The following is a 23897-nucleotide window of genomic DNA, read 5'->3' on the forward strand; positions in this document are numbered from 1 at the left end:
TCAAAGCGTCATGCGTCAACGGATCAGGCTTACCCGGCTACTTGCTTCGACGTCGCTGGTCGCGACGGTGGCGATGAGCCTCGGCGGCTGCACGGCGATGTCGAAGCTCTCGGAGGTGACGGGCTCGGTCGGCCCCCGGGCGGACGCGGCCTCCGCCGATCGCGCGCCCACCGATCCGGCGCGTGCGGTCGAAGCCTATGGCGAGCGCTACCGCGCCAATCCCAAAGATGCCGACGCCGCGCTCGCCTATGGACAGGCCTTGCGTGCCAACGGCCAGCGCGCCCAGGCCGCCGCCGTGCTCGAGCAGGCGACGATCGCCAACCCCGGCAACAAGGCGCTGCTTGCCCAGTACGGCCGCGCACTCGCCGACAACGGCAATTTCCAGCAGGCCTTCGACGTGCTGTCGAAGGCGCATTCGCCCGACAATCCGGACTGGCGCCTGCTCTCGGTGCAGGGCACCGCGCTCGACCAGATGGGCCGTCATGAGGAGGCGCGATCCTATTACGCGAGCGCGCTCAAGATCGCACCGGGTGATCCCGGCGTGCTCTCCAACCTCGGCCTGTCCTACATGCTGTCGAAAGAGCTGCCGAAGGCGGAAGAGGCGCTGCGGCAGGCGCATGCCTCGCCGCGTGCCAGCGCCCGGGTCCGGCAGAATCTCGGCTTGGTCGTCGGCCTGCAGGGCCGCTTCGCGGAGGCGGAGACCATCGTCAAGGCGGACCTGCCGCCGGACCAAGCTGCGGCCAATGTCGCCTATCTCAAGGAGATGCTGAGCCGTAGCGAGGCCCCGCGCGGCGCGCCGAAGCGGACGCCGGTCGCTTCGCTGAGCCAGCCCGGCTGATCATCTGACTTCCTGGCCTTGGTGGCGGACCGTACGGTCCAGCCCGGCTCATTGCATCTCGGTGACCTTGATGGCGGTGGGTCCGAGAATGACCACGAACAGCACAGGCAGGAAAAACAGGATCATCGGCACCGTGAGCTTCGGCGGCAGCGCGGCCGCCTTCTTCTCGGCCTCGTTCATGCGCATGTCGCGATTTTCCTGCGCCATGACGCGCAGGGAATGGCCGAGCGGAGTGCCGTATCGTTCCGCCTGTTGCAGCGCCAGACACACCGACTTGACGCCCTCGAGCCCGGTGCGCCGTGCCAGGTTCTCATAGGCGACCTTGCGATCCTGCAGGTAGGACAGCTCGGCCGTGGTCAGGGTGAACTCCTCCGACAGCGCGATCGACTGGCCCACGATTTCGGTCGCAACTTTCCGGAATGCCATCTCGACCGACATGCCCGATTCGATGCAGATCAGGAGCAAATCGAGCGCGTCGGGAAACGCACGCTTGATCGAGAGCTGGCGCTTGGAGATCGCGTTCCTGAGGAACAGCATCGGCGCCTGGAGGCCGAGATAGGCGGCGCCGATACAGATGCCGATCTTGATCGGCATCGCCTGTTGCATGTTTCCGATCACGAACACGTAGAGGGCCGAGCCGATCAAGAACACGATCGGGGCGACCATGCGGGCAAACAGGAAGGTGATGTAGGGCGCCTGGCCGCGGTAACCCGCCATGATGAGCTTGTCCCGCGCAGCCTCCTGCGCGAGCCACTTGGTCAGGTTGAAGTCCTCGACCACCTTGGAGACGAGTTGCTTCGGCGTCTGGCGCAGTGAAACCTTCTCGCTCTTGTTGAGACGCTCACGCTCGCGCTGCCGGATGCGTTCACGCTCGCTCGCCACCGCCTTCATGCGCTTGGAGAGGCCCTCGCCGGCGAACAACGGCATCACCAGCGTATAGACGGTGGCGCTCGCGGCGATGGCCGCGAGCAGCATGGTCATGAAACGGACGTCGTGCAGTTTCGAGACGAGGAATTCGACCATGCAACACCGTCAGAAATCGAAGTTGATCATCTTCTTCATCACCAGGATGCCGATCGACATCCAGACGACGCAGCCGACCAGCATCAGCTGGCCGGTGGGATGAGTCCAAAGCACCGAGATGTATTGCGGCGTCGTGAGATAGACCAGGAACATCACGATCGGCGGCAGCGAGCCGATGATGCCGGCCGAGGCCTTGGCTTCCATCGACATCGCCTGGATCTTTTCCTTCATCTTCTTGCGGTCGCGCAGCACCTTGGAGAGGTTACCGAGCGCTTCGGAGAGGTTGCCGCCCGATTTCTGCTGGATCGACACCACGATCCCGAAGAAATTGGCTTCCGGCAGCGGCATGCGCTCGTAAAGCCGCGCGCAGGCCTCGCCCAGCGGCATGCCGATCGCCTGCGTCTCGATGATGGCCAGAAACTCGCTGCGCAGCGGCTCGGGCGAATCGGCGGCTACGACCTTGATCGATTCGAACAGGGGCAGGCCTGCCTTGATGCCGCGGACGATCACGTCGACCGCGTCGGGCAGTGCAGCCAGGAACTTGGTTTCGCGACGCTTCTTGAGGAAGCCGAGTGCCCAGCGCGGCAGGCCGAAGCCGCCGGCAAAGGCAAGACCGGCGGCGCCGATCAGGCCCCCGCCCGCGAACATAGCGGCCGCGAAAAAAACGCCGGCCACCACGGCGGACACGGTCCAGAACTTCTGCGGCGTCCAGTCGAGCCCGGCCTGCGACAGGCGGACGCTGAGCGGAGCGCTCTTCTCCTGGGCGCGCCGCGCCTCGAGGTCCTTCAGCGTGGACTCGACCTGCTCGCGGCGAGAGCGCTGGGTTTTCTCGGCCTGCCGGGCCGTGGGCGCTTCGGCGCGCGCGACCGAGGCACGGCGGCTTTCCGCCTTTCGCTCCCCAGACAGCACCGGATAGAGGAATACCCAGGCGATGCCACCAACTGCTGCGGTGGCGAGGAATGCGAGGGCGAGGACCTGCATGTTCATGGCGCTGCCAATCTGCTCACGTCTTCGGCGCGACTTCCGCCGCGTCGAGCGCCGCGGCGAGGCGCTTCTCCTCGCCGTAATAACGGGCGCGTTCCCAGAACTTCGGACGGCCGATGCCGGTTGAGCGGTGCCGGCCGATGATCTTGCCGTTGGCGTCCTCGCCGACCATGTCGTAGAGGAAGATGTCCTGGGTGATGATGGTGTCGCCTTCCATGCCCATCACCTCGGTGATGTGGGTGATGCGGCGGGAGCCGTCGCGCAGGCGCGCGGCCTGGATGATGACGTCGATCGAGGCGCAGATCATCTCGCGAATTGTTCGCGACGGAAGGGAAAAGCCGCCCATCGTGATCATGGATTCGCAGCGCGACAGCGCCTCGCGCGGGTTGTTGGCGTGCAGCGTGCCCATCGAGCCGTCATGGCCGGTGTTCATGGCCTGCAGCAGGTCGAAGGCTTCGGGTCCGCGGACCTCGCCGACGATGATGCGTTCGGGACGCATACGCAGGCAGTTGCGCACCAATTCGCGCATCGTGACCTGGCCCTCGCCCTCGATGTTGGGCGGACGGGTTTCCAGCCGCACCACGTGAGGCTGCTGCAGCTGGAGCTCGGCGGCGTCCTCGCAGGTGATGACGCGCTCGTCGTGCTCGATGTAGTTGGTGAGGCAGTTGAGCAGGGTCGTCTTGCCCGAGCCGGTACCGCCGGAAATCAGCACGTTGCAGCGGACGCGGCCGATGATCTGAAGGATCTCGGCGCCTTCCGGCGTGATCGCGCCGAACTTGACAAGCTGATCCAGCGTCAGCTTGTCTTTCTTGAATTTGCGGATGGTGAGCGCGGGGCCGTCGATCGACAGCGGCGGCACGATGGCGTTGACACGGGAGCCGTCGGCGAGGCGCGCGTCGCAGATCGGCGAGGATTCGTCGACGCGCCGGCCGACCTGGCTGACGATGCGCTGGCAGATGTTGAGAAGCTGCTGGTTGTCGCGGAAGCGGATGCCGGTACGCTGGATCTTGCCGCCGACCTCGATGTAGACGGTGTTGGCGCCATTGACCATGATGTCGGCGATGTCGTCGCGCGACAATAGCGGCTCGAGCGGGCCGTAACCGAGGACGTCGTTGCAGATGTCGTCGAGCAGCTCCTCCTGCTCGGCGATCGACATCACGATGTTCTTGATCGCGATGATCTCGTTGACGATGTCGCGGATTTCCTCGCGCGCGGACTCCGAATCGAGCTTGGCGAGCTGGGCGAGGTCGATGGCCTCGATCAGCGCGCCGAAGATGGTCGCCTTGACCTCGTAATAATTGTCCGAACGCCGGCTCTCCATGGCCGGAGGCGGCGGAGCCTTGGCGGGCGCAAGCGGCGGCGAGGCGACGGCCGGCGGAGGCGGAGCGCGCGAAACCGTCGGCGCCTGAGCCGGGGCAGGCTCGAGCGACACGGCGCCGGGCTTGGGTGCCCGAAGGTCGGTGTCTGTTCCGCTACGCTTACCGAACACTTAACAACTCCATGCGGCGGCTTATCTTCCCCGCAACTTCTCAATCAGAGGTGAAAGCAGGGACGACTTTTGCTTCTTGGTCTCGCTGCGGCCGGTCAGGCGCTGGGCGATCTGCAGGAACATCTCGATCGACTTGTGGTTGGCGGAGATCTCCGCGATCATCTGGCCGTTGTTGGCCGCCGAGCCGAAGATCTGCGGTTCGAACGGGATCGAGACGACCGGCTGGCTCTCGATTGCCTTGGCGAACTCCGCGGCGGCGATCTCGGGCCGTTTCGGCACGCCGACCTGGTTCAGGCAGTAGAGCGGCGGCCGGTCGTTGGGGCGCGCGGCCTTCAACAGATCGAACAGGTTCTTGGTATTGCGCAGATTGGCGAGGTCGGGCGCGGCCACGATCAGGATGTCGTCCGCCCCGATCAAGGCCCGCTTGGTCCAGCCCGACCATTGATGCGGAACGTCGAGCACGATGCAGGGCATGGTGGAGCGCAGCGTGTCGAATACGGCATCGAAAGCGTCAGTGCCGAAATCATAAACCCGGTCGAGCGTCGCAGGCGCTGCCAGCAGGCTGAGATGGTCGGTGCATTTTGACAGCAGGCGGTCGATGAACGCGGTGTCGACGCGGTCAGGCGAGAACACGGCGTCGGCGATACCCTGCGGCGGATCCTGGTTGTAGTCGAGCCCGGCCGTGCCGAAGGCGAGGTCGAGATCGGCGACGACGGCGTCCATCGCGAGGTCTCGCGCGATCGCCCACGCGACGTTGTGCGAGATTGTCGAAGCCCCGACGCCACCCTTGGCTCCGACCACGGCGATGATGCGGCCGACTGCCTTGGCTTCGGGGGCCGAGAACAGGTTGCAGATCGAGCGTACGACGTCGATCGCGCCGACCGGCGCTAGCACGTAATCGCTGACGCCGCGGCGCACCAGCTCGCGATAGAGCGTGACGTCGTTGATGCGGCCGATCACCACCACGCGGGTGCCGGCATCGCAGACAGTGGCGAGCTGGTCGAGTCCGCCCAGCAGGTCGTTGCGACCGTCGCTCTCGAGCACGATCACGTTCGGCGTGGGAGCCGAGCGGTAGGCTTCGATCGCGGCCGCCATGCCGCCCATCTGGATCTTCAGGTGAGCCTTGCCGAGACGGCGATCCTCGCCGGCCGACTGCACCGCGGCGGCCGTCTCCACGGTTTCGCAGAAGGCCTGAACCGAGACGCGCGGCGCGGGCGCAATATGCTCCTCGACCGGCGGAGGAGCTGCTGCCGGCTGCTCTTCGTGTGTCTGGCGCGCGTAACTGATCATTTGCCGGTGTCGCTGAGTTTGGCCCTGTCGGCCTCGGGATAGGTGGTCGCCGTCGTCGTTCCCTTGCGATACTTCTCGAACCCGGTGATGCGCCGCGGCGTGTATGACGGAGTTTCGGGCCGCGGCTGCTCAAGATCCGACGGATTGTCGACCATGGCCGCGAGGTTGCGCTGATAAGCGCAGCCGTAGTTGTAATAGTCCTTGTTCTCGAACCAGCGCTTGTTCTTCATCGAGGGTCCGATGTCTTCCGGCCACAGGCCGCAGGGACCGGCGACTGCGGCAATCCTGGAATAGGTGAGCCGGATCGGGGGGAGGAAGCGCTTGTCTTGCGGCTGGTAGGGGTGAAGGCTGACGCCGCGCGGCGGAACGCCTGCCGCCGCCAGCATCGCCTGGATCTCACGCATCGTATCGGCGACCGGGCGAGCATTGGGCGTATTGGAAGGCACGTCGATGCGAATCGCGCCGGTGCCTTCTTGCAACCACGCCGATGCCACGCCCATCACGTCAGCGCGTTGGGCCGCGGTTAATCCGCCGCGGGCATGACCCACGAAGACGACGATCGAGCGATTCTGCTCCTCGACCGCGATCGGATGGCGCTGCTTGTAGTCGTCGGGAATGGACGCCGTGAGGACTTCGTCGTGCTGGCAGCCCCCGACCGCGAGCGCGAGGCCGATGAGCGCGCCACCGAGGCTGATGGCGCGCTTGCGAAGCTGGGGTGGTCTCGTGATCATCGTGAAATCCCCGTTCCGCCTCAGTCGGTAATGAAGCCGTAGGTGCCGCGGTAGTTCTTGGCCGCTTCGGTCCGGCCCGGCACGCCGTAGATCCGGTTGATATTGCCGATCAGCTGCGCCTGCGGATCCGCAGGCGGGGCGAAGCCGTCATCCGGCCGCGACAGGTCCTTCGGCGCCACCGCGCGGACCACATAGGGCGTCACGATCACGACCAACTCGGTTGCATTGTTGACGAAGTCGCGGCTGCGGAACAGCGTGCCGAGGATCGGGAGCTGCATCAGCCCCGGCATTCCGTTGACAGCTTGCTTGGTCTGCTGCTGGATCAGGCCGGCCATCGCCATCGCGCCGCCGGACGGAATTTCCAGCGAAGTCTCTGCGCGGCGTGTCTTGATTGAGGGTACCGTCAGCGAGTTGACCGTGTTCGAGGTCACCGCCTGCGACAGCGTGATCGCATTCTCATTTGACAGTTCGGAGACCTCGGTCATCACCCGCAAGCTGATCTTGCCTTCGCTCAGGACCACAGGCGTAAAGTTGAGTGAGATGCCGAACTTCTTGAAGCTGATCTGAGTGGTACAGACGCGCGTGACGGGATCGCACGAATAACCTGCAGGCACCGGAAATTCGCCGCCGGCGAGAAAGGTGGCGGACTCTCCGGAGATCGCGGTCAGGTTCGGCTCGGCCAGCGTCCTGATCACGCCCGCGCTCTCCATCGCACGCAGGGTCGCCTGCACCGAAGGCGTCGCGCCGAAACTCGCAGTGAGATTGTTGCCATCCACCAGATTACGGCCGAGGGCCGTGAACGGGTTGGAGTTGCTGAAGCTCACCACCGATGTGCCGTAGTTGAGGTTGGCGGTGAGGTCGATACCGAGCTGCTTGACGATCGTACGCGCGACTTCGGCAACGGTCACCTTGAGCATGACTTGGTCGCGGCCGCGCACCACGATCGAGTTCACCACCTTGTCGACGCCGCCGGCCAGGCGCGCAGCGAGCTCGTTGGCCTGTTGCGCCTCCATAGGGTTGGCGGCCGTGCCGGACAGGACGATACCGTCGCCCAGGCCGTCGATCTGGATGTCTGAGTTGGGCAGAACCTGCTTCAGTGCGGCCCGCACGCCGTTGAGGTCGCGCTTCACCGCGATGTCGTAGGCCGCGATCTGCTGCCCGGCGGAATCGAAGAACACGATATTGGTCTGGCCGACCGCGGCGCCGATGATATAGGCGCGCTGTGCGGAGCGGACCACCGCATTGGCGATCTTGGGATCGGCGACCAGCACGTCCTTGATGTCGCGCGGCAGGTCGATCACGACCGACTTGCCGATGCCGAGCGAGAGGAAACGCGCGTTGATCTGGCCGTCCGCCGCGGCCTGCGGCACAGGGCGGTAATCGGCGGCGACCGCCGGGGCGATCGCCGGGTTGAGCGCCAGCGCGAGGGCGGCCGAAAACGACAGGGCGCGGACCAGTGAGGTCCGCATCGTCGCCGAATCTGCCCTGTATTTGATGTCGACTGTCTTCATCGTGCCTTAGCCGTCTGACTTGGAATGCCGTAGCGAATGATTGAGACACCGTCGCGCTTCTGCGCGGAGTCATCGAGCGTGATCTCGCTCATCTTGACGTCGACGATGCTGCGCAGCGCTAGCGACAGCGTGCCGCTCTGACGAGCCGCGGAGAGCGTTGCGGTCTGCGCGGGATTGAGCTCGAGGGTGACGGTCTTGCCGATCACCGCGTTCTGCCCGTCCTTCTCCTTGGGTGCCTGGTCGATGGCCAGGACCCGGATATTGGCCAGGATGATCTCGGAGGTGACGATGTCGGGAGCGCCGCTGCTCTGATCCGGGTTCTTGAGCCGGCGGGTGAGCAGGACGTCGACGCGGTCGTTGGGCAGGATGAAGCCGCCCGCGCCGGTCTCCGGCGAGATCTCGGTCGAGATCGCCCGCATGCCGGTGGGCAGGATTGCCGCCATGAAGCCGGAACCTTCGGCCTTGACCAGCTTCTGGTCGCGGATCGGCTCACCCTGGATGAAAGGCGCGCGCGCGATCGAGCCGGTCACCTGGGTCGCACCGTCGGGGCGCTCGTTGCGTCGGATGAAGGTGGCGCTGGCGGTCGCGGTCGGCCAGGTCTGCCATTGCACGTCTTCGGGCTTCACAGTCTGGCCGAGGCCGATATCGTTCTTGGCCACAAGGACGTCGACGGTCGGCAGCTGCGCGACCGGAACCGGAGGCGGCGCAGAATTGTCGGAGCCGCTCGCCAGGTACGCGGCGACGCCGCCGGCGCAGATGGCGACCGTCAGGACGACAATGCGTGCCCTATTCATACGCTTCAACTTTCCAACAATACGCCGCGACGCTGCCGCCGCCGTGATCGGCAGTTGACCAGCTATTCGTCAAAGCATGGTTAATGAGGCGTATCTAAATCGCCTTAACGCCGGGTTTACCCGGGGCGTTCAGCGCAGCGCGAGGCGAGCGAGGTCGATCGCCTTCACCCATTCGGTCTCCGGGTAGACCATCAGCGCGCTCAGCGCGAGCGCGATGCCGTAGGGAATGCCGCTCTCCTTGGCGTGCAGCCGTGCGAGCCAGGCCTGTCCTGCCAGCCCGTAAGGCAGCGGCCACTGCCGGAACTGCAGCAGGAGCAGCGTCAGCGCGCCGCCGAACAGCGAGGCGTAGAGCAGGAAGTTCATCAGATGTGGGAAGCCGAACCAGAGCGCGACGGAGGCCGCGACCTTGGCGTCGCCGCCGCCCACCCAGCCCATGGCGAAGCAGGTGAAGGCCACGACCAGAACGAGCGCACCGGCGCCGACATGACTCAGCATCTCGTAAGGTGCCATGCCCCCGGCGAGGGCGAGCGCGAAGAAGCCCGCCACCAGCGCCAGCGATACGCGGTTCGAGATCGTCATCGTGAAGAGATCGCTCGCGGCGGCGAACGCCATCAGGGCCGGGAAGAGCAGAAGGCGCGCAAGGTCGAGAATCATGGGCTGCGTCTTGAGGCCTGGGTTTGTCGCGGGAGCTGCTTCGGGCGATGCTAGCGCGCGATGCTAAACAAACCGACAACGGAGGCACGGGCGCGCCGGCGCCTCGGCCGACGAACGCGCTTTCACCAGAAGCTGGCAATACGTGCGGCGAGCGCGACCGTCGCAACCAGCAGCGCAAGGCAGATCCAATAGACCGACGAGCCGGCCTGCGCCGCTTCCGCCTCGTGGGCCGCGACCGCGGCATCGGTTCTGAACTCGTGCAACGCCACTGGAACTCGCCGTCTTCAGAAAAACAAACGCCCCGGAGGTCCGGGGCTTTTGCCGTCGTTCGTGGACCCGCTTACTTCAGCGAGGTGCTGATCGAGCTGAACTTGGCGTTCAGCGTGGTGCCGAGATTGTTGACGACGGTGATGATGGCCAGCGCGATGCCGGCGGCGATCAGGCCGTATTCGATGGCGGTGGCGCCGGATTCATCCTTCGCGAAACGCGCAATCAAGTTCTTCATGAACAAAACTCCGTCTGGGTGGGGACCGCCTCGTTCGGCGCTGTCGTTGACGCGACGACCATGAGAGCCGAGCTCTTTCGGGAGAGTTAATTCGACCGGGTAATCCCACGTCCGGCGCGATGCTTTTGCCCAGAGTGAATTTCGCCTTAAGACGGCACCTGCAAATTCGTTGCGGTTCCGGATGCGCCGCCAACGCGGCGCGTGCTTCACCCTCCCTTAAATTTCGCGGAGTAGGCCTTGAGCTACAGCGGAATTCGCGGAGAGAGGCGACGATGTCGAGCCTGCCCATGCAAGTCGCCTTGATGTTCGGCGAGACCATCGTCAAGGTGATCCCGGTCACCTTCGTGCTCGCGGCGGTGTTCACCGTGCTGGAGCATTTCTGGGCTTGCAATCCCGGTGCGCCGTGGTGGCGCAAGCGGGAGATCGTCACCGACATCTGCTACTGGTTCTTCGTCCCGGTGTTCGCCCGCACCATGCGGATCGGGCTGCTGGTCGTCGGCGCCAGCGTCGTCTTCAACATCCACGACGCCGACGAGCTCATGGCCTTTTACGACAATGGCCACGGTCCGCTGGCGCAGCTGCCGCTGTGGCTGCAGGCCGTGCTGTTCCTGGTGCTGTCCGATTTCATGCTGTACTGGCTGCATCGGCTTTTCCACGACGGCGGCTTCTGGAAATATCACGCCATCCATCATTCGTCGGAGGAGATCGGCTGGATCTCCGCGGCGCGCTTCCATCCGGTCAATCTCTTGCTCGGGACGATCAGCGTCGACGTCGTGCTGCTGATGGCAGGCATCTCCCCGAACGTCATGGTCTGGGTCGGCCCGTTCACCACCTTCCACTCGGCCTTTGTGCACGCCAACCTGAACTGGACTTTCGGACCGTTCAAATACGTGCTGGCGACGCCGGTCTTCCATCGCTGGCACCACACCTCGCTCGAAGAGGGCGGCGACACCAATTTCGCCGGAACGTTCCCGATCTGGGACGTGCTGTTCGGCACCTTCCGCATGCCGGAGGGCAGGCTGCCACAGGATTACGGCAAGGACGAAGCGGCCATGCCCAAGGAGATCGGGGGCCAGCTCGCCTATCCGTTCCGGCACTAAAGCATAATCCGAAAAAGTGCGAAGCAGTTTTCCGGAAAGATCATGCGTAAACAACAACCTAAAGCGCGATGACGATTCATCCAAAACTCATCGCGCTTTAGAGGGCAGGCCCCGCAAATGTCCGTCCGTTCAAACAATACTCGGCGAGTTTGCGGAACGTTCACGAATTAAAGGCAGGTTAGCCGGGTCGGGCACCGGCTCCGCTGTATTCGGTCGCTTCTGCCGGTCTGTGACGTCCCGGGGGTAAGAGTATGCGTAAAGAAATGCTGCGCCGTCATGTGCGCGTCTGTGTTCTGGTTGCCGCTGCGGTGCTGGCCTCGCCGGCCGCCAGCCTTGCCGAGCCCGTCGCCGATACCATCGCCGTCAATGTCGACCAGGCCAAGCTGGTGCGGCTGCCCGGCAAGGTGGCGACCATCGTGGTCGGCAATCCCCTGATCGCCGACGTCACGCTCCAGCCCGGCGGCATGATCGTCGTGACCGGAAAGGGCTACGGGGCCACCAACTTCATCGCGCTCGACCGCGGCGGCGAGATTCTGGTGGACCGCCAGATCCAGGTCGAAGGTCCGAGCGACCGGCTCGTCACCGTCTATCGCGGGGTCGAGCGGGAGTCCTACAGTTGCGTGCCGCTTTGCCAGCGCCGCGTGACGCTCGGCGACAGCGACACCTATTTCAACAACGCGATGAGCCAGGCCGGTACGCTGAGCAGCAGCGCCAGCGGAGGTGCGGGTGCCGGCGCGGCTGCCAAGCCAAACTAGCCCACGGGCGGGCCTCGATCCCGCCAAGCCGCTCGATTCGAGGGCGGCACCTCGTTGCATGCCGTGCTTCCTCCCGCTTGCGGGCGCTGGTTAACGCGGTGTTAACGGCGCGGTCCGCCGGAAGCGGATCGTCTGAAACACTTAGACAATCAGTTTCCGCTATTGAACGGGCAGATGATCGCCGGCCGCTGGGGAATTTGACGAGATGCCATCGCCTGCACCTACGAGGTTCACGCTCCGGAAAGCGCTGCTCCGGTTTCGCGGCAACCGCCGCGGCTCCGCAGCCGTCGAATTTGCGCTGGTCGCACCGATGTTCTTCGCGCTGCTGTTCGCGATCCTCGAGACGGCGCTCATGTTCTTCTCCAGCCAGGTGCTCGAGACCATCGCGCAGGACTCCGCGCGCGCGATTCTAACCGGCCAGGCTCAGGCGCAGGGCGGCTCGGTGGCGGCCTGCCAGTCCGCGCCCAACACAGTCGCTGCATGCGATCAGACGACGTTCAAGACCTTCGTCTGCAGCAAGATTCCGGCGCTGTTCGATTGCAGCAAGCTGTACGTCGACGTCGTCAGCACCAGCTCGTTCGGGACGCTCAGCCTCACCAATTTCGGCAATTCCTGCACCTTCAATCCCTCCGGGATGCAGTACAGTGCCGGAAGCTCCGGTCAGGTCGTCGTGGTGCGCCTGTTCTATCAATGGCCGCTCATCGTCACCGGCCTCGGCTACAACGCGGGATGCAGCAACAAGCGGCTGATGGTGGCGACGGTGGCGTTCAAGAACGAACCCTTCTGAGGCAGATGGATCTGGGCGGACCGATGCGGGCGATTGCGAACATCTGGAGGAATGCACGCGGCTCCGTGCGCGGCTTCGTCGCCGACAAGCGCGCGCTGGCGGCGACCGAATTCGCGATCATCGTACCGCTGATGCTGGTGATGTTCTTCGGCACTGTCGAATTTTCGTCCGCCGTGGCGATCGACCGCAAAATCACGTTGATCGCGCGGACATTGTCCGATTTGACCTCGCAGTCGACCACGCTCAACGATGCCAGCATGAAGGATACGTTCACGGCAAGCATCTCCGTCGTCATGCCTTACGACGCTGCGCTCGTGAAGGGCACGATCTCCCAGATCTACATCGACGCCAACAGCATCGCCAAGGTCCAGTGGAGCAGGGCCGGCACGATTGCGAGCGGCGCGACGCAAGCCACGCTTGCGACCTCGGCTCGGAACGCCGGCGACACGGTCACCACGATGATTCCCCCGGCACTCTTGATTCCGTCGAGCTATCTCATCCTGAGCGAAGCCAACTACACTTACACGCCCACCATCGGCTACGTGTTGAAGTCGAGCGTAACCCTGAGCGATCTCTCCTACACGCGGCCGCGTCAGGTCACCTGCGTGCCCTACAACAACGTGCCGTCGACGTGTTGAGATCTGTCAGCCGCCCGTGACATGAAAAAGGCCGTGCGTTGCGCACGGCCTTTTTGCTTTGGCTCGGTGATCGGGCCGGCGCCCGGCGGGCTCAGCCCGCAGCGCGCAGGTTGTCCGCCGCCGACTTGCCGGAACGGCGGTCGGCCACGATCTCGTAGGAGATCTTCTGGCCCTCGCGGAGCGAGCCGAGGCCGGCGCGCTCCACGGCGCTGATGTGAACGAACACGTCCTGGCCGCCATCGTCGGGCTGAATGAAGCCATAGCCCTTGGTTGCGTTAAACCACTTCACGGTTCCCATGCTCACGGGGGTAGTCCCTCTCAGATAACACTATGTCGGAGCCCGCTCGCGCGGGCAGGGTTAGATCGAATTTCTGGAAGGGTCGTCAGCGGGTCTGAACCGGCTGTACCGGTGGATGCCAATGTCGTCCGGCCGAAAATCGATTAATTCATTTTATCGGAAGCAACGGTTCGAAACAATCCGGACGCGCACGATTTTTTGATCCGCCGTGATGTCAACGGCGGATCACCTAACAGATCGGAATTCGAACCCGCGCCGCAGCCGACTAGCGGCGGCGGAATTGGCCGCCGCGCTGTCCGGGACGGGGCGGTCCGCCCGGCGTGCTGGGACGTTCGTCCTTGTGGCGGAAAATCAGCCGGCCCTTCTCGAGGTCATAGGGCGACATCTCCACGGTCACGCGGTCGCCCGCGAGCGTCTTGATGCGGTTCTTCTTCATCTTGCCGGCGGTATAGGCAACGATCTCGTGTCCGGCGTCGAGCTGCACGCGGTAGCGGGCATCGGGGAGGATTTCGGTGACCAGTCCTTCGAACTGGATCAGCTCTTCCTTAGCCATTGATATCTCCAGGTCGTGGACGGCTAGTGCGAATAGGGTTTGCGGTTCGGTTGGCTGTTTGGCCGACTCTGGCGGCGCAAAAAGGCAACGCCTTGTATCCCATCAGGGGTCCCGGCGCTATGCGCGGAACGCTGTTCCGGACGGTCGACAGGCGATGAATGCATCTTACCACCGGAGCGGCGGCGGCGAGAACCCTTGGGGGCATTCGGGCCACTGCCGGGCCGTCCGTCCGCATGCCTTGCCTCGGCGTGGCGTCCCTCACCGTGCCTGCCGTCGCCTTGCTTGCCGGCACTATGGTGGCGCCCGTCGGCATGCCGTTCGTCGGCGCGACGTCCGTCACCGTGGCGTGCGCCTTGCGGGCGCTGGCCCGGACGACCGCCCGGCCGGCCCTGTCGTTGCTGCGACGGGGCGGGACCGGCATCGCGGCGGCCGGCGTCGGTGCGGTGGTCCTCCCGCGGCAGGGCGACGCGAATCAGCCGCTCGATGTCGCGCAGATAGCCGAGCTCCTCGCCGCCCGCGACCAGCGAGATTGCGGTGCCGTCGGCTCCGGCGCGCGCGGTGCGGCCGATGCGGTGGACGTAGGTCTCCGGCACGTTCGGCAGGTCGAAGTTGATGACGTGACTGATGCCGTCGACGTCGATGCCGCGGGCGGCGATGTCGGTGGCGACCAGGGTGCGGATCTCTCCCGAGCGGAACTGGGCCAGGGTGCGCTCGCGATGGTTCTGCGACTTGTTGCCGTGGATGGCGTTGGCGGCGATCCCGGCCTTGGCCAGCGTCTTCACCACCTTGTCGGCGCCGTGCTTGGTGCGGGTGAAGACCAGCGCGCGGTTGATCGCCTCGTCCTGCAGCAGCTTGGTCAGGAAGGCCGGCTTGGCCGCGAAGTCGACCTGCAGGATGCGCTGGTTGATCCGCTCGGCGGTCGAGGACACCGGGGTCACCGCGACACGGGCGGGGTCGCGCAACATGGAATCGGCGAGCTCGGCGATGTCCTTCGGCATGGTGGCCGAGAAGAACAGGGTCTGCCGCTTGATCGGCAGCTTGGCGACGATTTTGCGAATGTCGTTGATGAAGCCCATGTCGAGCATGCGGTCGGCTTCGTCGAGCACGAGGAACTCGACGCTTGAAAGCTTCAAGCCGTTGCTCTGCACGAGGTCGAGCAGGCGGCCGGGGGTGGCGACCAGCACGTCGACGCCCTGCATCAGCGCACGGACCTGGCGGCCCATCGGCACGCCGCCGATCGCGAGCGTCGAGGACAGGCGGATGTGGCGGCCGTAGGCGTTGAAGCTGTCGAGGATCTGGCCGGACAGCTCGCGGGTCGGCGACAGCACCAGCACGCGGGCGGTCTTGGGCTGCGCCTTGATGCGGTTCTCGAGCAGACGATGCAGGATCGGCAGCGCGAAGGACGCGGTCTTGCCGGTACCGGTCTGGGCGATGCCGACGACGTCGCGGCCGGTCAATGCCAGCGGGATGGTTTGGGCCTGGATCGGGGTTGGGGTGACGTAATTCTCTTCACGAAGAGCGCGCGCGATGGGTTCGGCGAGGCCGAAGTCCTGAAACGAAGTCAAAAGAGGGGTTCTTTCCATGTCAAAAGCGAACGCCCGGCGCATCAGCGCGGCGCGCGCAAAAGGGTGTCGAGAAGACACCTGCGTGTTTGGGGTGTCGGATGGCTTGGATGATATGGGGCAAGCCAGAGGCCCGTAGAGGGCTTAAGAACACGCGGCTCGCTACGACCCCTTGATTCGCAAGAGGTCTCGGACGCTCATATGGAACATCGAGGGGGCGCTTTCAAGGCACTTGCCTCCGAAACAGCGGGTGCGATGCAAAAATACTGCTGCCAGAAATTTAGCCAGAATTGGCGATTTGCTTAGAAAGTAGTCTGACTGCCGCTTTCGCATACATTTATGTTGCCTATGATTTAGGCTGCAAGACTGCGGAGAAACTTCGATTTCTGCCAATTAGTTTTGCAAATTCAATAAGTTGATGGGTGCCCAGCCCATGGCATGGTTCTTGCGATTCCGTTAACCGCAGGCGGCCGTGGGGCCGTTTCGCAGCGTTTTTCACGTCTGCGTCAGGGAGATGAGGCACTCATGTTTAACAAATCCACTCACGATATAGCGGCGTCATTTAGCCGCCGCGGCGTGCTCGCTGCGACCGCCGGACTGATGCTCGGTCTGGCTTCATTGACTGGCGCAAAGGCCGCCGACGACACCATCAAGGTGGGTGTACTCCACTCCCTGTCCGGCACCATGGCAATCAGCGAAACCACGCTGAAGGACACCATCCTCTTCCTGATCGACGAGCAGAACAAGAAGGGCGGCGTGCTCGGCAAGAAGCTGGAAGCCGTCGTCGTCGATCCCGCATCGAACTGGCCGCTGTTCGCCGAAAAGGCGCGCGAGCTGATCACCAAGAACAAGGTCTCGGTCGTGTTCGGCTGCTGGACCTCGGTGTCGCGTAAGTCGGTGCTCCCGGTGTTCAAGGAGCTCAACAGCATCCTGTTCTACCCCGTGCAATACGAGGGTGAGGAGAGCGAGCGTAACGTGTTCTACACGGGGGCTGCGCCGAACCAGCAGGCGATCCCTGCCGTCGACTACCTGATGAAGGACGAGAAGGTGAAGCGCTGGGTGCTCGCGGGCACCGACTACGTCTATCCGCGCACCACCAACAAGATCCTGGAGGCCTATCTGAAGTCCAAGGGCGTCGCCCAGGAAGACATCATGATCAACTACACGCCGTTCGGTCATTCCGACTGGCAGACGATCGTGGCCGACATCAAGAAGTTCGGCTCGGCCGGCAAGAAGACCGCGGTGGTCTCGACCATCAACGGCGACGCCAACGTTCCCTTCTACAAGGAGCTCGGCAACCAGGGCATCAAGGCCAAGGACATCCCGGTGGTGGCGTTCTCCGTGGGTGAGGAAGAGCTCGCCGGCATCGACACCAAGCCGCTGGTCGGCCACCTCGCCGCCTGGAACTACTTCCAGTCGATCAAGTCGCCGGAGAACGAGAAGTTCATCAAGGCGTGGCAGGCCTACACCAAGAATCCGAAGCGCGTGACCAACGATCCGATGGAAGCGCACGTGATCGGCTTCGACATGTGGGTCAAGGCGGTCGAGAAGGTGAAGTCGACCGATCCCGACAAGGTCATCGACGCTCTCCCGGGCACCGAAGCCAAGAACCTGACCGGCGGCACCTCCAAGATGCTCCCGAACCATCATATCACCAAGCCGGTGTTCATCGGCGAGATCAAGGGCAACGGCCAGTTCGACGTGGTCTGGAAGACCCCGAGCCTCGTCCCCGGCGACGCCTGGTCGAAGGAGCTCGACGGCTCCAAGGACCTGATCGGCGACTGGGTCGGCAAGAAGTGCGGCAACTTCAACACCAAGTCCAACAAGTGCCTCGGCTCGGGCTCCTGATCCCGATCTGACGCTCCATTGCAAGACCGGAGAGGGCGGCGATCCCGCCGCCTTCTCCACTCATTTCTGCCGGGGTCATTCACAGTGCCAGCCCATTTGTCCGCTCGTCTCTGTTCGCTTGCACTCTCGTTGTTCCTGATTGCGTTCGCGCTGCCGGCCTTCGCCGGTCCGTTCGAGGATGCGGTCGCCAAATTCGCCAACGATGATTTTTCCGACACGGAAGAGGCGATCGGTGTGATCGCGGGCAGCGGCAGCAAGCTGGCTTTTCCGATCATCAATGCGCTTCAGGACGGTCGCCTCATGGCCGATCCCGACAGTAAGAAGGTCTACGTCACCGATGCGGACGGCAAGTCGATCGACGCTGCGACCGGCGAGGCCGTTGCCAGCGTTCCCGACAGTGCGAGCGCGGTTCGCCTCAACAACCGCCTGCGCCGCAGCGTCGACGCCGCACTCGGGAGCCTGACGCTGCAGTCTCCGGATCTGGGAACGCGCCTGCAAGCCGCGCAGTCCGTCTTCAAGTCGCACGAGGAGACCGCGCTCGAGGCGGTCGATGCCGCGCTTGCCAAGGAAGCCAACAAATCCGTCAAGGCGGCGCTCACTGAGGCCCGAGCCGCGATCCTGCTGTTCAAGTCCGACGCCACCGAGGTCGAGAAGCTCGAAGCGGTCGCAACCCTCAAGGCGCGGGGCGACCAGGATGCGCTGGCGCTGCTCACCGGCATGGGCGACCAGCCGGCCTCGGTCACCAAGGCCGCCGCGAGCGCGATCGGCTCGATCCAGAATTCGCTCGCGGTCTGGTCGATGGTGCAGAATGCCTGGTACGGCCTCTCGCTCGGCTCGGTGCTGCTGCTCGCCGCGATCGGGCTCGCCATCACCTTCGGCGTGATGGGCGTCATCAACATGGCGCATGGCGAGATGGTGATGATCGGGGCCTACACCACCTTCGTGGTGCAGGAGGTGATCCGCACCCGCTATCCCGGCCTGTTCGACTATTCGCTCTTGATCGCCGTGCCGCTCGCCTTTCTCGTCGCCGGCGCGATCGGCGTCTTGATCGAGCGCAGCATCATCCGCTTCCTCTATGGCCGCCCGCTGGAGACGCTGCTCGCGACCTGGGGCCTATCGCTGGTGCTGCAGCAGGCGGTACGCACCATGTTCGGCCCGACCAATCGCGAGGTCGGCAACCCCTCCTGGATGAGCGGCGCGTTCGAGCTCGGCCAGATCACCATCACCTATAACCGGCTCTGGATCCTTCTCTTCACGCTCGCCGTGTTCGCGATCCTGCTCGCGATGCTGCGCTACACCGCGCTGGGCCTCGAAATGCGCGCCGTGACGCAGAACCGCCGCATGGCGGCTTCCATGGGCATCGCCACCTCGCGCGTCGACGCGCTGACCTTCGGCCTCGGTTCGGGCATTGCCGGCATCGCTGGCGTGGCGCTGTCGCAGATCGACAATGTCAGCCCCAATCTCGGCCAGAGTTACATCATCGACAGTTTCATGGTCGTGGTGTTCGGCGGGGTCGGCAATCTCTGGGGCACGCTCGTCGGCGCCTTCACGCTCGGCATCGCCAACAAGTTCCTGGAGCCGGTCGCCGGCGCCGTGCTCGGCAAGATCGCGATCCTGGTTCTCATCATCCTGTTCATTCAAAAGCGGCCGCGCGGCCTGTTCGCGCTCAAGGGCCGTGCGGTGGAAGCATGACCCCTCACATGCTGACGCGATCGCTGGACCGCAGCGCGACGATCTTCCTTGCCGTCGTCGCGGCCTGCGGCATCCTCATTCCGCTCTCCAACCTGCTGCTTCCCGCGGGCTCGTTCCTGCAGGTGCCGACCTATCTCGTCGCGCTCTGGGGCAAGTATGTCTGCTACGCCATCCTGGCGCTGTCGATCGACCTGATCTGGGGCTATTGCGGCATCCTCTCGCTCGGTCACGGCGCCTTCTTCGCGCTCGGCGGCTACGCCATGGGCATGTACCTGATGCGGCAGATCGGCACCCGCGGCGTCTACGGCAATCCGATCCTGCCCGACTTCATGGTGTTCCTGAACTGGGAGAAGCTGCCCTGGTACTGGTACGGCTTCGACATGTTCTGGTTCGCGGCGCTGATGGTGCTGGTCGTACCGGGCCTGCTCGCCTTCTGCTTCGGCTGGCTCGCCTTCCGCTCACGTGTCACCGGCGTTTATCTGTCGATCATCACGCAGGCGATGACCTACGCGCTGCTGCTCGCCTTCTTCCGCAACGACTTTGGTTTCGGCGGCAATAACGGCCTGACCGACTTCAAGGACATCCTGGGCTTCAACGTCCAGGCGGAGGGGACGCGCGCCGCGTTGTTCGCGCTGAGCTGTCTGGCGCTGATCATCGGCTTCCTGATCTGCCGCGCCATCGTCTCCTCCAAGCTCGGCAAGGTCTTGATTGCCGTGCGCGACGCGGAATCGCGCACGCGCTTCCTCGGCTACCGCGTCGAATCCTACAAGCTGTTCGTGTTCACGGTGTCGGCCTGCATGGCCGGCGTTGCCGGCGCGCTCTACGTGCCGCAGGTCGGCATCATCAATCCGAGCGAATTCGCGCCGGGCAATTCGATCGAGGCGGTGATCTGGGTCGCGGTCGGCGGCCGCGGCACGCTGGTCGGCGCGGCGCTCGGCGCCGTCGTCGTCAACTACGCCAAGACGTTCTTCACCTCGGGCGTGCTCGCGCCGTACTGGCTGTTCATGCTGGGCGCATTGTTCATCCTGGTGACGCTGCTGCTGCCCAAGGGCATCGTCGGCACCTTCAACGCCTGGTGGGATCAGTCGAAGGAAAAACGCACCCCCGCGACTTCCGTGAGCGCCGCGGCCGAAGACGGCGTCACCGAACCCAAGATGGCGGAGTAAGCGGTCATGAACGTCATGGACACCCGCGCGACCTCCGCGATGCTCTATCTGGACGGCGTGCACGTCTCCTTCGACGGCTTCCACGCCATCAACAATCTATCGCTAACGCTCGAGCCCGGCGAGATGCGCGCCATCATCGGCCCGAACGGCGCCGGCAAGACCACGATGATGGACATCATCACCGGCAAGACCAAGCCGGATGAAGGCACCGTGCTGTTCGACGGCGTCACCGACCTGACGCGCCTCGACGAGACCCGCATCGCCGAGCTCGGCATCGGCCGCAAGTTCCAGAAGCCGACCGTGTTCGAGAGCCAGACCGTGCAGGACAACCTCCTGCTGGCGCTCAATGTCGACCATTCGGTCCGCGGCACGCTGTTCTGGCGCGGCAGCAAGGCGGAGGCCGAACGCATCGACAAGGTGCTGGAGACGATCCGCCTCACCGAGGCTCGCAATCGTCTCGCCGGCAGCCTCAGCCACGGCCAGAAGCAATGGCTGGAGATCGGCATGCTGCTGGCGCAGGATCCGAAACTGCTGCTGGTCGACGAGCCCGTCGCGGGAATGACCGACGTCGAGACGCATCTCACCGCCGAGCTGCTGAAGGAAATCAACAAGACCCACACCGTCATGGTGGTCGAGCACGACATGACCTTCGTGCGCGAGCTTGGCGTCAAGGTCACCTGCCTGCACGAAGGCACGGTGCTCGCGGAAGGGACCATCGACCAGGTCTCGTCCAACGAGAGGGTCATCGAAGTGTATTTGGGAAGGTAGCGAATGGCGAATAGGGAATGGCGAATGGACTGGCCGCTTCTCCTATTCGCTACTCGCCATTCGCTATTCGCCCGCAAAGGTGTTTCCGATGCTTGAAGTGAAAGACATCAACCTGTTTTACGGTGCTGCCCAGGCGTTGCGCGGCGTCTCGATCTCGGCCGAGCCCGGCAAGGTCACGTGCGTGCTCGGACGCAACGGCGTCGGCAAGACCTCGCTCCTGCGCGCGATGGTTGGGCAATATCCGATCTCGTCGGGCGCAATCGTGTTCGACGGCAGCGATATCACCGGCCTCAAGCCGTACGAGCGGGCGCGCAAGGGCATCGGCTTCGTGCCGCAGGGCCGCGAGATCTTCCCGTTGCTGACAGTCGAGGAGAACCTCAAGACCGGCTTCGGTCCGCTCAAGCGCGAGGACAAGCACATCCCCGACGATGTGTTCTCGCTGTTTCCGGTGCTGCAATCCATGCTGGGCCGGCGCGGCGGCGACCTCTCCGGCGGCCAGCAGCAGCAGCTCGCGATCGGCCGCGCGCTGGTGATGCGGCCGAAACTACTTTTGCTCGACGAGCCCACCGAAGGCATCCAGCCCTCGATCATCAAGGACATCGGCCGCGCCATTTCGTATCTGCGCAACCTCGGCAACATCGCCATCGTGCTGGTCGAACAATATCTCGACTTTGCCTGCGAACTCGGCGACAGTTTCGCGGTGATGGATCGCGGCGCGGTGAAGTTCACCTGCGACCGCTCCAATCTCGATCCGGGCGAGATCAGCCGCCAGATGGCGCTGTAAGCCGGAACAGACCTGCCGCGACCGGTTGGGGGAGACGGATGCGCAGCGAATTGTCAGCCACGTCCACGCTGTTCGAGGCCAACCGTGCCCGTGGCACCGTGCGCTTCGACGTGCATGCGCGCGACGGGGTGACACGGCGCGGCACCTTGCATGAATCCGGTTCGCTCCGCGTCCGCTTTCCCTCGCCGGAAGATCAGGGCCTGTCCGGCGTGTTCGTCAACACGGCCGGCGGTGTTGCCGGCGGTGATCGCTTTGATATCGAGATAGCGGCGGCGGATGCAGCGCGGCTGACGCTGACCACAGCGGCCGCCGAAAAGGTCTATCGCACGCCCGGAGCGGCAGCGCAGCTCAACATCGCCCTGAAGGTCGGCGCGGACGCGCATCTTGCCTGGCTGCCCCAGGAGACGATTCTGTTCGACCGTGCCCGCGTCCAGCGCCGCTTCGACATCGACCTCGACGAGGCGGCCTCGCTCCTGCTCTGCGAGATCGTGGTGTTCGGCCGCACCGCCATGGGCGAGCGGATGGAGCAGGGCGAGTTCGTCGACCGCTGGCGGCTACGCCGCGGCGGGCGGCTGGTGTTCGCCGAGACCGTCCGGCTCGACGGCGATATCGGTGCCAAGCTTGCACGGCCCGCGGTCGCCAAAGGTGGCGCGGCGATCGGCACAGCCCTGATCGTGCCCGGCGACGAAGCCCTGGTCGAGCGCATCCGCGAGGCGTCGGAATCGTTCTCCGGCGAAGCCGGAATCTCGGCCTGGAATGGCTTTGCAATGGCGCGGTTCTGTGCCCAAGATGCGGCGCGCTTGCGCGCCGACATGATGACGGTGCTGGCGCGCACCGGTGCGGCCCTGCCGCGGCTCTGGCTGAACTAGACTGGTTGAATTGACGTGTTGAACGGAAGAGATGTCGCATGAATCTGTCTCCCCGCGAAAAGGACAAGCTTTTGATCTCGATGGCGGCGATCGTGGCCCGCCGCCGGCTGGACCGCGGCGTCAAGCTCAACCATCCCGAGGCGATCGCGATCATCTCCGACTTCATTCTGGAAGGCGCGCGTGACGGCCGCACCGTCGCCGAGCTGATGCAGTCAGGCGCGCAAGTTCTGACCCGCGACCAGGTGATGCCGGGCATTCCCGAGATGATCCACGACATCCAGGTCGAGGCGACTTTTCCTGATGGCACCAAGCTCGTCACCGTGCACGAGCCGATCAGGTAGGAGCAGAGCATGATCCCCGGCGAACTCTTCATTCAGGACGGCGAGATCGAGCTCAACGCCGGCCGCAAGACCGTGACGCTGACGGTCGCCAATACCGGCGACCGCCCGATCCAGGTTGGCTCGCACTACCATTTCTTCGAGACCAATCCCGCGCTGAAGTTCGACCGCAAGAAGGCGCGCGGCATGCGCCTCGACATCGCCGCCGGCACCGCCGTCCGCTTCGAACCCGGCCAGACCCGCGACGTTCAACTCGTCGCCATGGCGGGGAAGAAGACGATCTACGGCTTCCGCGGCGATGTGATGGGGAAGCTGTGACCTCCGCAGGAACGAGCACGCCGCGGCATGGTTGAGGCGGAAACGGAGGTAATTTCCATGCTCTCGCCAATCCGCCTCGTCTCGGAAGCTGCCGAGCTCGCCGCGCAGCGCCATAACGGCATGGCGCGCAAGGGCCGCGGCAACGAGCCCTATATCAATCATCTCGCCGAGGTCGCGAACCTGCTCGCGACCGCGACCAACGGCGCCGATGCCGAGCTGGTCGCGGCCGGCTGGCTGCACGATACCATCGAGGACACCGACACCACGCGCGAGGAACTCGCGCAGAGATTTTCCGATCGGGTCGCGTCCCTCGTTGCCGAGTGCACCGACGACATGAGCTTGCCGAAAGCGAAGCGGCGGCAGAAGCAGATCGAGGACGCGCCCCACAAATCGCCGGGCGCCAAGCTGATCAAGATCGCCGACAAGATCAGCAATACGGGCGCGCGCATTCAAACCGATCCGAGTGCTGGGGAGCGCGAAGATCTCGCCGACTATATCGCCTGGGCCACGCAGGTCGTGGCGGGGTGCCGCGGCGGCAATGCGTGGCTCGACGAAAAATTCGATGACGCCGTGAAAGCAGCAAAGGCCTTGCTGTGACCAAC

The 23897-nt window shown here is 64.4% G+C and carries 27 protein-coding genes; 14 read left to right on the top strand and 13 right to left on the bottom strand.

Annotated features, from left to right (window positions below; genetic code table 11):
* The first annotated feature begins 10 nt into the window (after positions 1-10).
* Positions 11-838, top strand: a complete 828-nt coding sequence (locus tag GA0061099_RS11410; RefSeq protein WP_036021589.1) for a tetratricopeptide repeat protein — start codon at positions 11-13, stop codon at positions 836-838.
* A gap of 48 nt (positions 839-886) precedes the next feature.
* On the opposite strand, the gene GA0061099_RS11415 is transcribed toward GA0061099_RS11410, so the two are convergent.
* From GA0061099_RS11415 to GA0061099_RS11455, 10 genes are all read right to left on the bottom strand, one after another.
* Positions 887-1861 carry a type II secretion system F family protein gene (locus GA0061099_RS11415; RefSeq protein ID WP_036021591.1) on the bottom strand — a complete coding sequence of 325 codons (975 nt, stop codon included), beginning with the start codon at positions 1859-1861 and terminating at the stop codon, positions 887-889.
* 9 nt (positions 1862-1870) lie between these two features.
* Positions 1871-2848 carry a type II secretion system F family protein gene (locus GA0061099_RS11420; protein ID WP_057028159.1) on the bottom strand — a complete coding sequence of 326 codons (978 nt, stop codon included), beginning with the start codon at positions 2846-2848 and terminating at the stop codon, positions 1871-1873.
* Between the two features lie 16 nt (positions 2849-2864).
* Positions 2865-4334 carry a TadA family conjugal transfer-associated ATPase gene (locus GA0061099_RS11425; RefSeq protein WP_035998067.1) on the bottom strand — a complete coding sequence of 490 codons (1470 nt, stop codon included), beginning with the start codon at positions 4332-4334 and terminating at the stop codon, positions 2865-2867.
* A gap of 21 nt (positions 4335-4355) precedes the next feature.
* Positions 4356-5624: a CpaE/TadZ family protein gene (locus GA0061099_RS11430; RefSeq protein ID WP_035998070.1), complete on the bottom strand. Its 1269-nt coding sequence runs from the start codon at positions 5622-5624 to the stop codon at positions 4356-4358.
* Positions 5621-6355 carry a CpaD family pilus assembly protein gene (locus GA0061099_RS11435; protein ID WP_035998073.1) on the bottom strand — a complete coding sequence of 245 codons (735 nt, stop codon included), beginning with the start codon at positions 6353-6355 and terminating at the stop codon, positions 5621-5623. Before GA0061099_RS11435 ends, GA0061099_RS11430 begins: the two co-directional genes overlap by 4 nt.
* Positions 6356-6375: 20 nt before the next feature.
* Complete coding sequence (locus GA0061099_RS11440; protein WP_085971991.1) at positions 6376-7866, bottom strand: type II and III secretion system protein family protein; 1491 nt, start codon at positions 7864-7866, stop codon at positions 6376-6378.
* Positions 7863-8660, bottom strand: a complete 798-nt coding sequence (cpaB, locus tag GA0061099_RS11445; protein WP_036021604.1) for a Flp pilus assembly protein CpaB — start codon at positions 8658-8660, stop codon at positions 7863-7865. The genes GA0061099_RS11440 and cpaB overlap by 4 nt, the downstream gene beginning before the upstream one ends.
* Before the next feature lie 129 nt (positions 8661-8789).
* Positions 8790-9314 (bottom strand): A24 family peptidase, encoded by a 525-nt coding sequence (locus tag GA0061099_RS11450; protein WP_036021607.1) that lies wholly within the window; start codon positions 9312-9314, stop codon positions 8790-8792.
* A 122-nt stretch (positions 9315-9436) separates the two neighbouring features.
* On the bottom strand, positions 9437-9577 hold the full coding sequence (locus tag GA0061099_RS41085) for a hypothetical protein (protein WP_162130831.1): 141 nt from the start codon (positions 9575-9577) through the stop codon (positions 9437-9439).
* A gap of 77 nt (positions 9578-9654) precedes the next feature.
* Positions 9655-9819, bottom strand: coding sequence for a Flp family type IVb pilin (locus GA0061099_RS11455; RefSeq protein ID WP_025033956.1), 165 nt, complete (start codon positions 9817-9819; stop codon positions 9655-9657).
* Positions 9820-10091: 272 nt separating this feature from the next.
* On the opposite strand from GA0061099_RS11455, the gene GA0061099_RS11460 reads away from it, so the two are divergent.
* The 4 genes from GA0061099_RS11460 (at position 10092) to GA0061099_RS11475 (ending at position 13099) form a co-directional block, all read left to right on the top strand.
* Positions 10092-10919, top strand: a complete 828-nt coding sequence (locus tag GA0061099_RS11460; RefSeq protein WP_074447690.1) for a sterol desaturase family protein — start codon at positions 10092-10094, stop codon at positions 10917-10919.
* Between the two features lie 251 nt (positions 10920-11170).
* Positions 11171-11674 carry a pilus assembly protein N-terminal domain-containing protein gene (locus GA0061099_RS11465; RefSeq protein ID WP_035998084.1) on the top strand — a complete coding sequence of 168 codons (504 nt, stop codon included), beginning with the start codon at positions 11171-11173 and terminating at the stop codon, positions 11672-11674.
* A 205-nt stretch (positions 11675-11879) separates the two neighbouring features.
* On the top strand, positions 11880-12461 hold the full coding sequence (locus GA0061099_RS11470; RefSeq protein WP_036021610.1) for a TadE/TadG family type IV pilus assembly protein: 582 nt from the start codon (positions 11880-11882) through the stop codon (positions 12459-12461).
* Positions 12462-12484: 23 nt separating this feature from the next.
* Positions 12485-13099: a TadE/TadG family type IV pilus assembly protein gene (locus GA0061099_RS11475; RefSeq protein ID WP_036021636.1), complete on the top strand. Its 615-nt coding sequence runs from the start codon at positions 12485-12487 to the stop codon at positions 13097-13099.
* 91 nt (positions 13100-13190) lie between these two features.
* Here the strand turns inward: GA0061099_RS11475 and GA0061099_RS11480 are convergent, their stop codons facing one another.
* The 3 genes from GA0061099_RS11480 to GA0061099_RS11490 form a co-directional block, all read right to left on the bottom strand.
* A complete protein-coding gene (locus GA0061099_RS11480) occupies positions 13191-13403 on the bottom strand; it encodes a cold-shock protein (RefSeq protein ID WP_035998097.1) in 213 nt (70 codons plus the stop codon).
* A gap of 259 nt (positions 13404-13662) precedes the next feature.
* Positions 13663-13950, bottom strand: coding sequence for a translation initiation factor IF-1 (gene infA, locus GA0061099_RS11485; RefSeq protein WP_035998101.1), 288 nt, complete (start codon positions 13948-13950; stop codon positions 13663-13665).
* Between the two features lie 23 nt (positions 13951-13973).
* Positions 13974-15557: a DEAD/DEAH box helicase gene (locus GA0061099_RS11490; protein WP_050995837.1), complete on the bottom strand. Its 1584-nt coding sequence runs from the start codon at positions 15555-15557 to the stop codon at positions 13974-13976.
* Positions 15558-16037: 480 nt separating this feature from the next.
* Here GA0061099_RS11490 and urtA point away from each other — a divergent pair, with 480 nt between their 5' ends.
* The 9 genes from urtA (at position 16038) to GA0061099_RS11535 (ending at position 23892) form a co-directional block, all read left to right on the top strand.
* Positions 16038-17360 carry an urea ABC transporter substrate-binding protein gene (urtA, locus tag GA0061099_RS11495; protein WP_036021612.1) on the top strand — a complete coding sequence of 441 codons (1323 nt, stop codon included), beginning with the start codon at positions 16038-16040 and terminating at the stop codon, positions 17358-17360.
* Positions 17361-17444: 84 nt separating this feature from the next.
* Positions 17445-19052, top strand: coding sequence for an urea ABC transporter permease subunit UrtB (gene urtB, locus GA0061099_RS11500; protein WP_035998106.1), 1608 nt, complete (start codon positions 17445-17447; stop codon positions 19050-19052).
* Complete coding sequence (urtC, locus tag GA0061099_RS11505; protein WP_036021615.1) at positions 19049-20218, top strand: urea ABC transporter permease subunit UrtC; 1170 nt, start codon at positions 19049-19051, stop codon at positions 20216-20218. Before urtB ends, urtC begins: the two co-directional genes overlap by 4 nt.
* A gap of 6 nt (positions 20219-20224) precedes the next feature.
* Positions 20225-20986, top strand: coding sequence for an urea ABC transporter ATP-binding protein UrtD (gene urtD, locus GA0061099_RS11510; RefSeq protein WP_036021617.1), 762 nt, complete (start codon positions 20225-20227; stop codon positions 20984-20986).
* A gap of 88 nt (positions 20987-21074) precedes the next feature.
* The gene (urtE, locus tag GA0061099_RS11515) at positions 21075-21770 is read left to right on the top strand and encodes an urea ABC transporter ATP-binding subunit UrtE (protein WP_036021619.1); all 696 of its coding nucleotides are present in this window, start codon (positions 21075-21077) and stop codon (positions 21768-21770) included.
* A gap of 50 nt (positions 21771-21820) precedes the next feature.
* On the top strand, positions 21821-22639 hold the full coding sequence (locus GA0061099_RS11520) for an urease accessory protein UreD (protein ID WP_370100949.1): 819 nt from the start codon (positions 21821-21823) through the stop codon (positions 22637-22639).
* Between the two features lie 38 nt (positions 22640-22677).
* Positions 22678-22980 (top strand): urease subunit gamma, encoded by a 303-nt coding sequence (locus GA0061099_RS11525; protein ID WP_007605424.1) that lies wholly within the window; start codon positions 22678-22680, stop codon positions 22978-22980.
* 9 nt (positions 22981-22989) lie between these two features.
* Positions 22990-23295, top strand: a complete 306-nt coding sequence (locus GA0061099_RS11530) for an urease subunit beta (protein WP_026202067.1) — start codon at positions 22990-22992, stop codon at positions 23293-23295.
* Between the two features lie 57 nt (positions 23296-23352).
* Positions 23353-23892, top strand: coding sequence for an HD domain-containing protein (locus tag GA0061099_RS11535; protein WP_036021623.1), 540 nt, complete (start codon positions 23353-23355; stop codon positions 23890-23892).
* Positions 23893-23897 lie beyond the last annotated feature (5 nt).

This window comes from Bradyrhizobium yuanmingense (assembly GCF_900094575.1).
In the GTDB taxonomy this organism is placed as follows: domain Bacteria; phylum Pseudomonadota; class Alphaproteobacteria; order Rhizobiales; family Xanthobacteraceae; genus Bradyrhizobium; species Bradyrhizobium yuanmingense.

What these genes read in the sequence shown, in the direction of transcription:
- urtD (WP_036021617.1), top strand. Translation starts at nt 20,225, where the DNA reads ATGAACGTCATGGACACCCGCGCGACCTCCGCGATGCTCTATCTGGAC.
- GA0061099_RS11410 (WP_036021589.1), top strand. Translation starts at nt 11, where the DNA reads ATGCGTCAACGGATCAGGCTTACCCGGCTACTTGCTTCGACGTCGCTG.
- GA0061099_RS11415 (WP_036021591.1), bottom strand. Translation starts at nt 1,861, where the DNA reads ATGGTCGAATTCCTCGTCTCGAAACTGCACGACGTCCGTTTCATGACC.
- urtC (WP_036021615.1), top strand. Translation starts at nt 19,049, where the DNA reads ATGACCCCTCACATGCTGACGCGATCGCTGGACCGCAGCGCGACGATC.
- cpaB (WP_036021604.1), bottom strand. Translation starts at nt 8,660, where the DNA reads ATGAATAGGGCACGCATTGTCGTCCTGACGGTCGCCATCTGCGCCGGC.
- GA0061099_RS11525 (WP_007605424.1), top strand. Translation starts at nt 22,678, where the DNA reads ATGAATCTGTCTCCCCGCGAAAAGGACAAGCTTTTGATCTCGATGGCG.
- GA0061099_RS11465 (WP_035998084.1), top strand. Translation starts at nt 11,171, where the DNA reads ATGCGTAAAGAAATGCTGCGCCGTCATGTGCGCGTCTGTGTTCTGGTT.
- GA0061099_RS11490 (WP_050995837.1), bottom strand. Translation starts at nt 15,557, where the DNA reads ATGCGCCGGGCGTTCGCTTTTGACATGGAAAGAACCCCTCTTTTGACT.
- GA0061099_RS11475 (WP_036021636.1), top strand. Translation starts at nt 12,485, where the DNA reads ATGCGGGCGATTGCGAACATCTGGAGGAATGCACGCGGCTCCGTGCGC.
- infA (WP_035998101.1), bottom strand. Translation starts at nt 13,950, where the DNA reads ATGGCTAAGGAAGAGCTGATCCAGTTCGAAGGACTGGTCACCGAAATC.
- GA0061099_RS11455 (WP_025033956.1), bottom strand. Translation starts at nt 9,819, where the DNA reads ATGAAGAACTTGATTGCGCGTTTCGCGAAGGATGAATCCGGCGCCACC.
- GA0061099_RS11460 (WP_074447690.1), top strand. Translation starts at nt 10,092, where the DNA reads ATGTCGAGCCTGCCCATGCAAGTCGCCTTGATGTTCGGCGAGACCATC.
- urtA (WP_036021612.1), top strand. Translation starts at nt 16,038, where the DNA reads ATGTTTAACAAATCCACTCACGATATAGCGGCGTCATTTAGCCGCCGC.
- GA0061099_RS11470 (WP_036021610.1), top strand. Translation starts at nt 11,880, where the DNA reads ATGCCATCGCCTGCACCTACGAGGTTCACGCTCCGGAAAGCGCTGCTC.
- GA0061099_RS11450 (WP_036021607.1), bottom strand. Translation starts at nt 9,314, where the DNA reads ATGATTCTCGACCTTGCGCGCCTTCTGCTCTTCCCGGCCCTGATGGCG.
- GA0061099_RS11435 (WP_035998073.1), bottom strand. Translation starts at nt 6,355, where the DNA reads ATGATCACGAGACCACCCCAGCTTCGCAAGCGCGCCATCAGCCTCGGT.
- GA0061099_RS11440 (WP_085971991.1), bottom strand. Translation starts at nt 7,866, where the DNA reads ATGAAGACAGTCGACATCAAATACAGGGCAGATTCGGCGACGATGCGG.
- urtE (WP_036021619.1), top strand. Translation starts at nt 21,075, where the DNA reads ATGCTTGAAGTGAAAGACATCAACCTGTTTTACGGTGCTGCCCAGGCG.
- GA0061099_RS11535 (WP_036021623.1), top strand. Translation starts at nt 23,353, where the DNA reads ATGCTCTCGCCAATCCGCCTCGTCTCGGAAGCTGCCGAGCTCGCCGCG.
- GA0061099_RS11430 (WP_035998070.1), bottom strand. Translation starts at nt 5,624, where the DNA reads ATGATCAGTTACGCGCGCCAGACACACGAAGAGCAGCCGGCAGCAGCT.
- GA0061099_RS11530 (WP_026202067.1), top strand. Translation starts at nt 22,990, where the DNA reads ATGATCCCCGGCGAACTCTTCATTCAGGACGGCGAGATCGAGCTCAAC.
- GA0061099_RS11420 (WP_057028159.1), bottom strand. Translation starts at nt 2,848, where the DNA reads ATGAACATGCAGGTCCTCGCCCTCGCATTCCTCGCCACCGCAGCAGTT.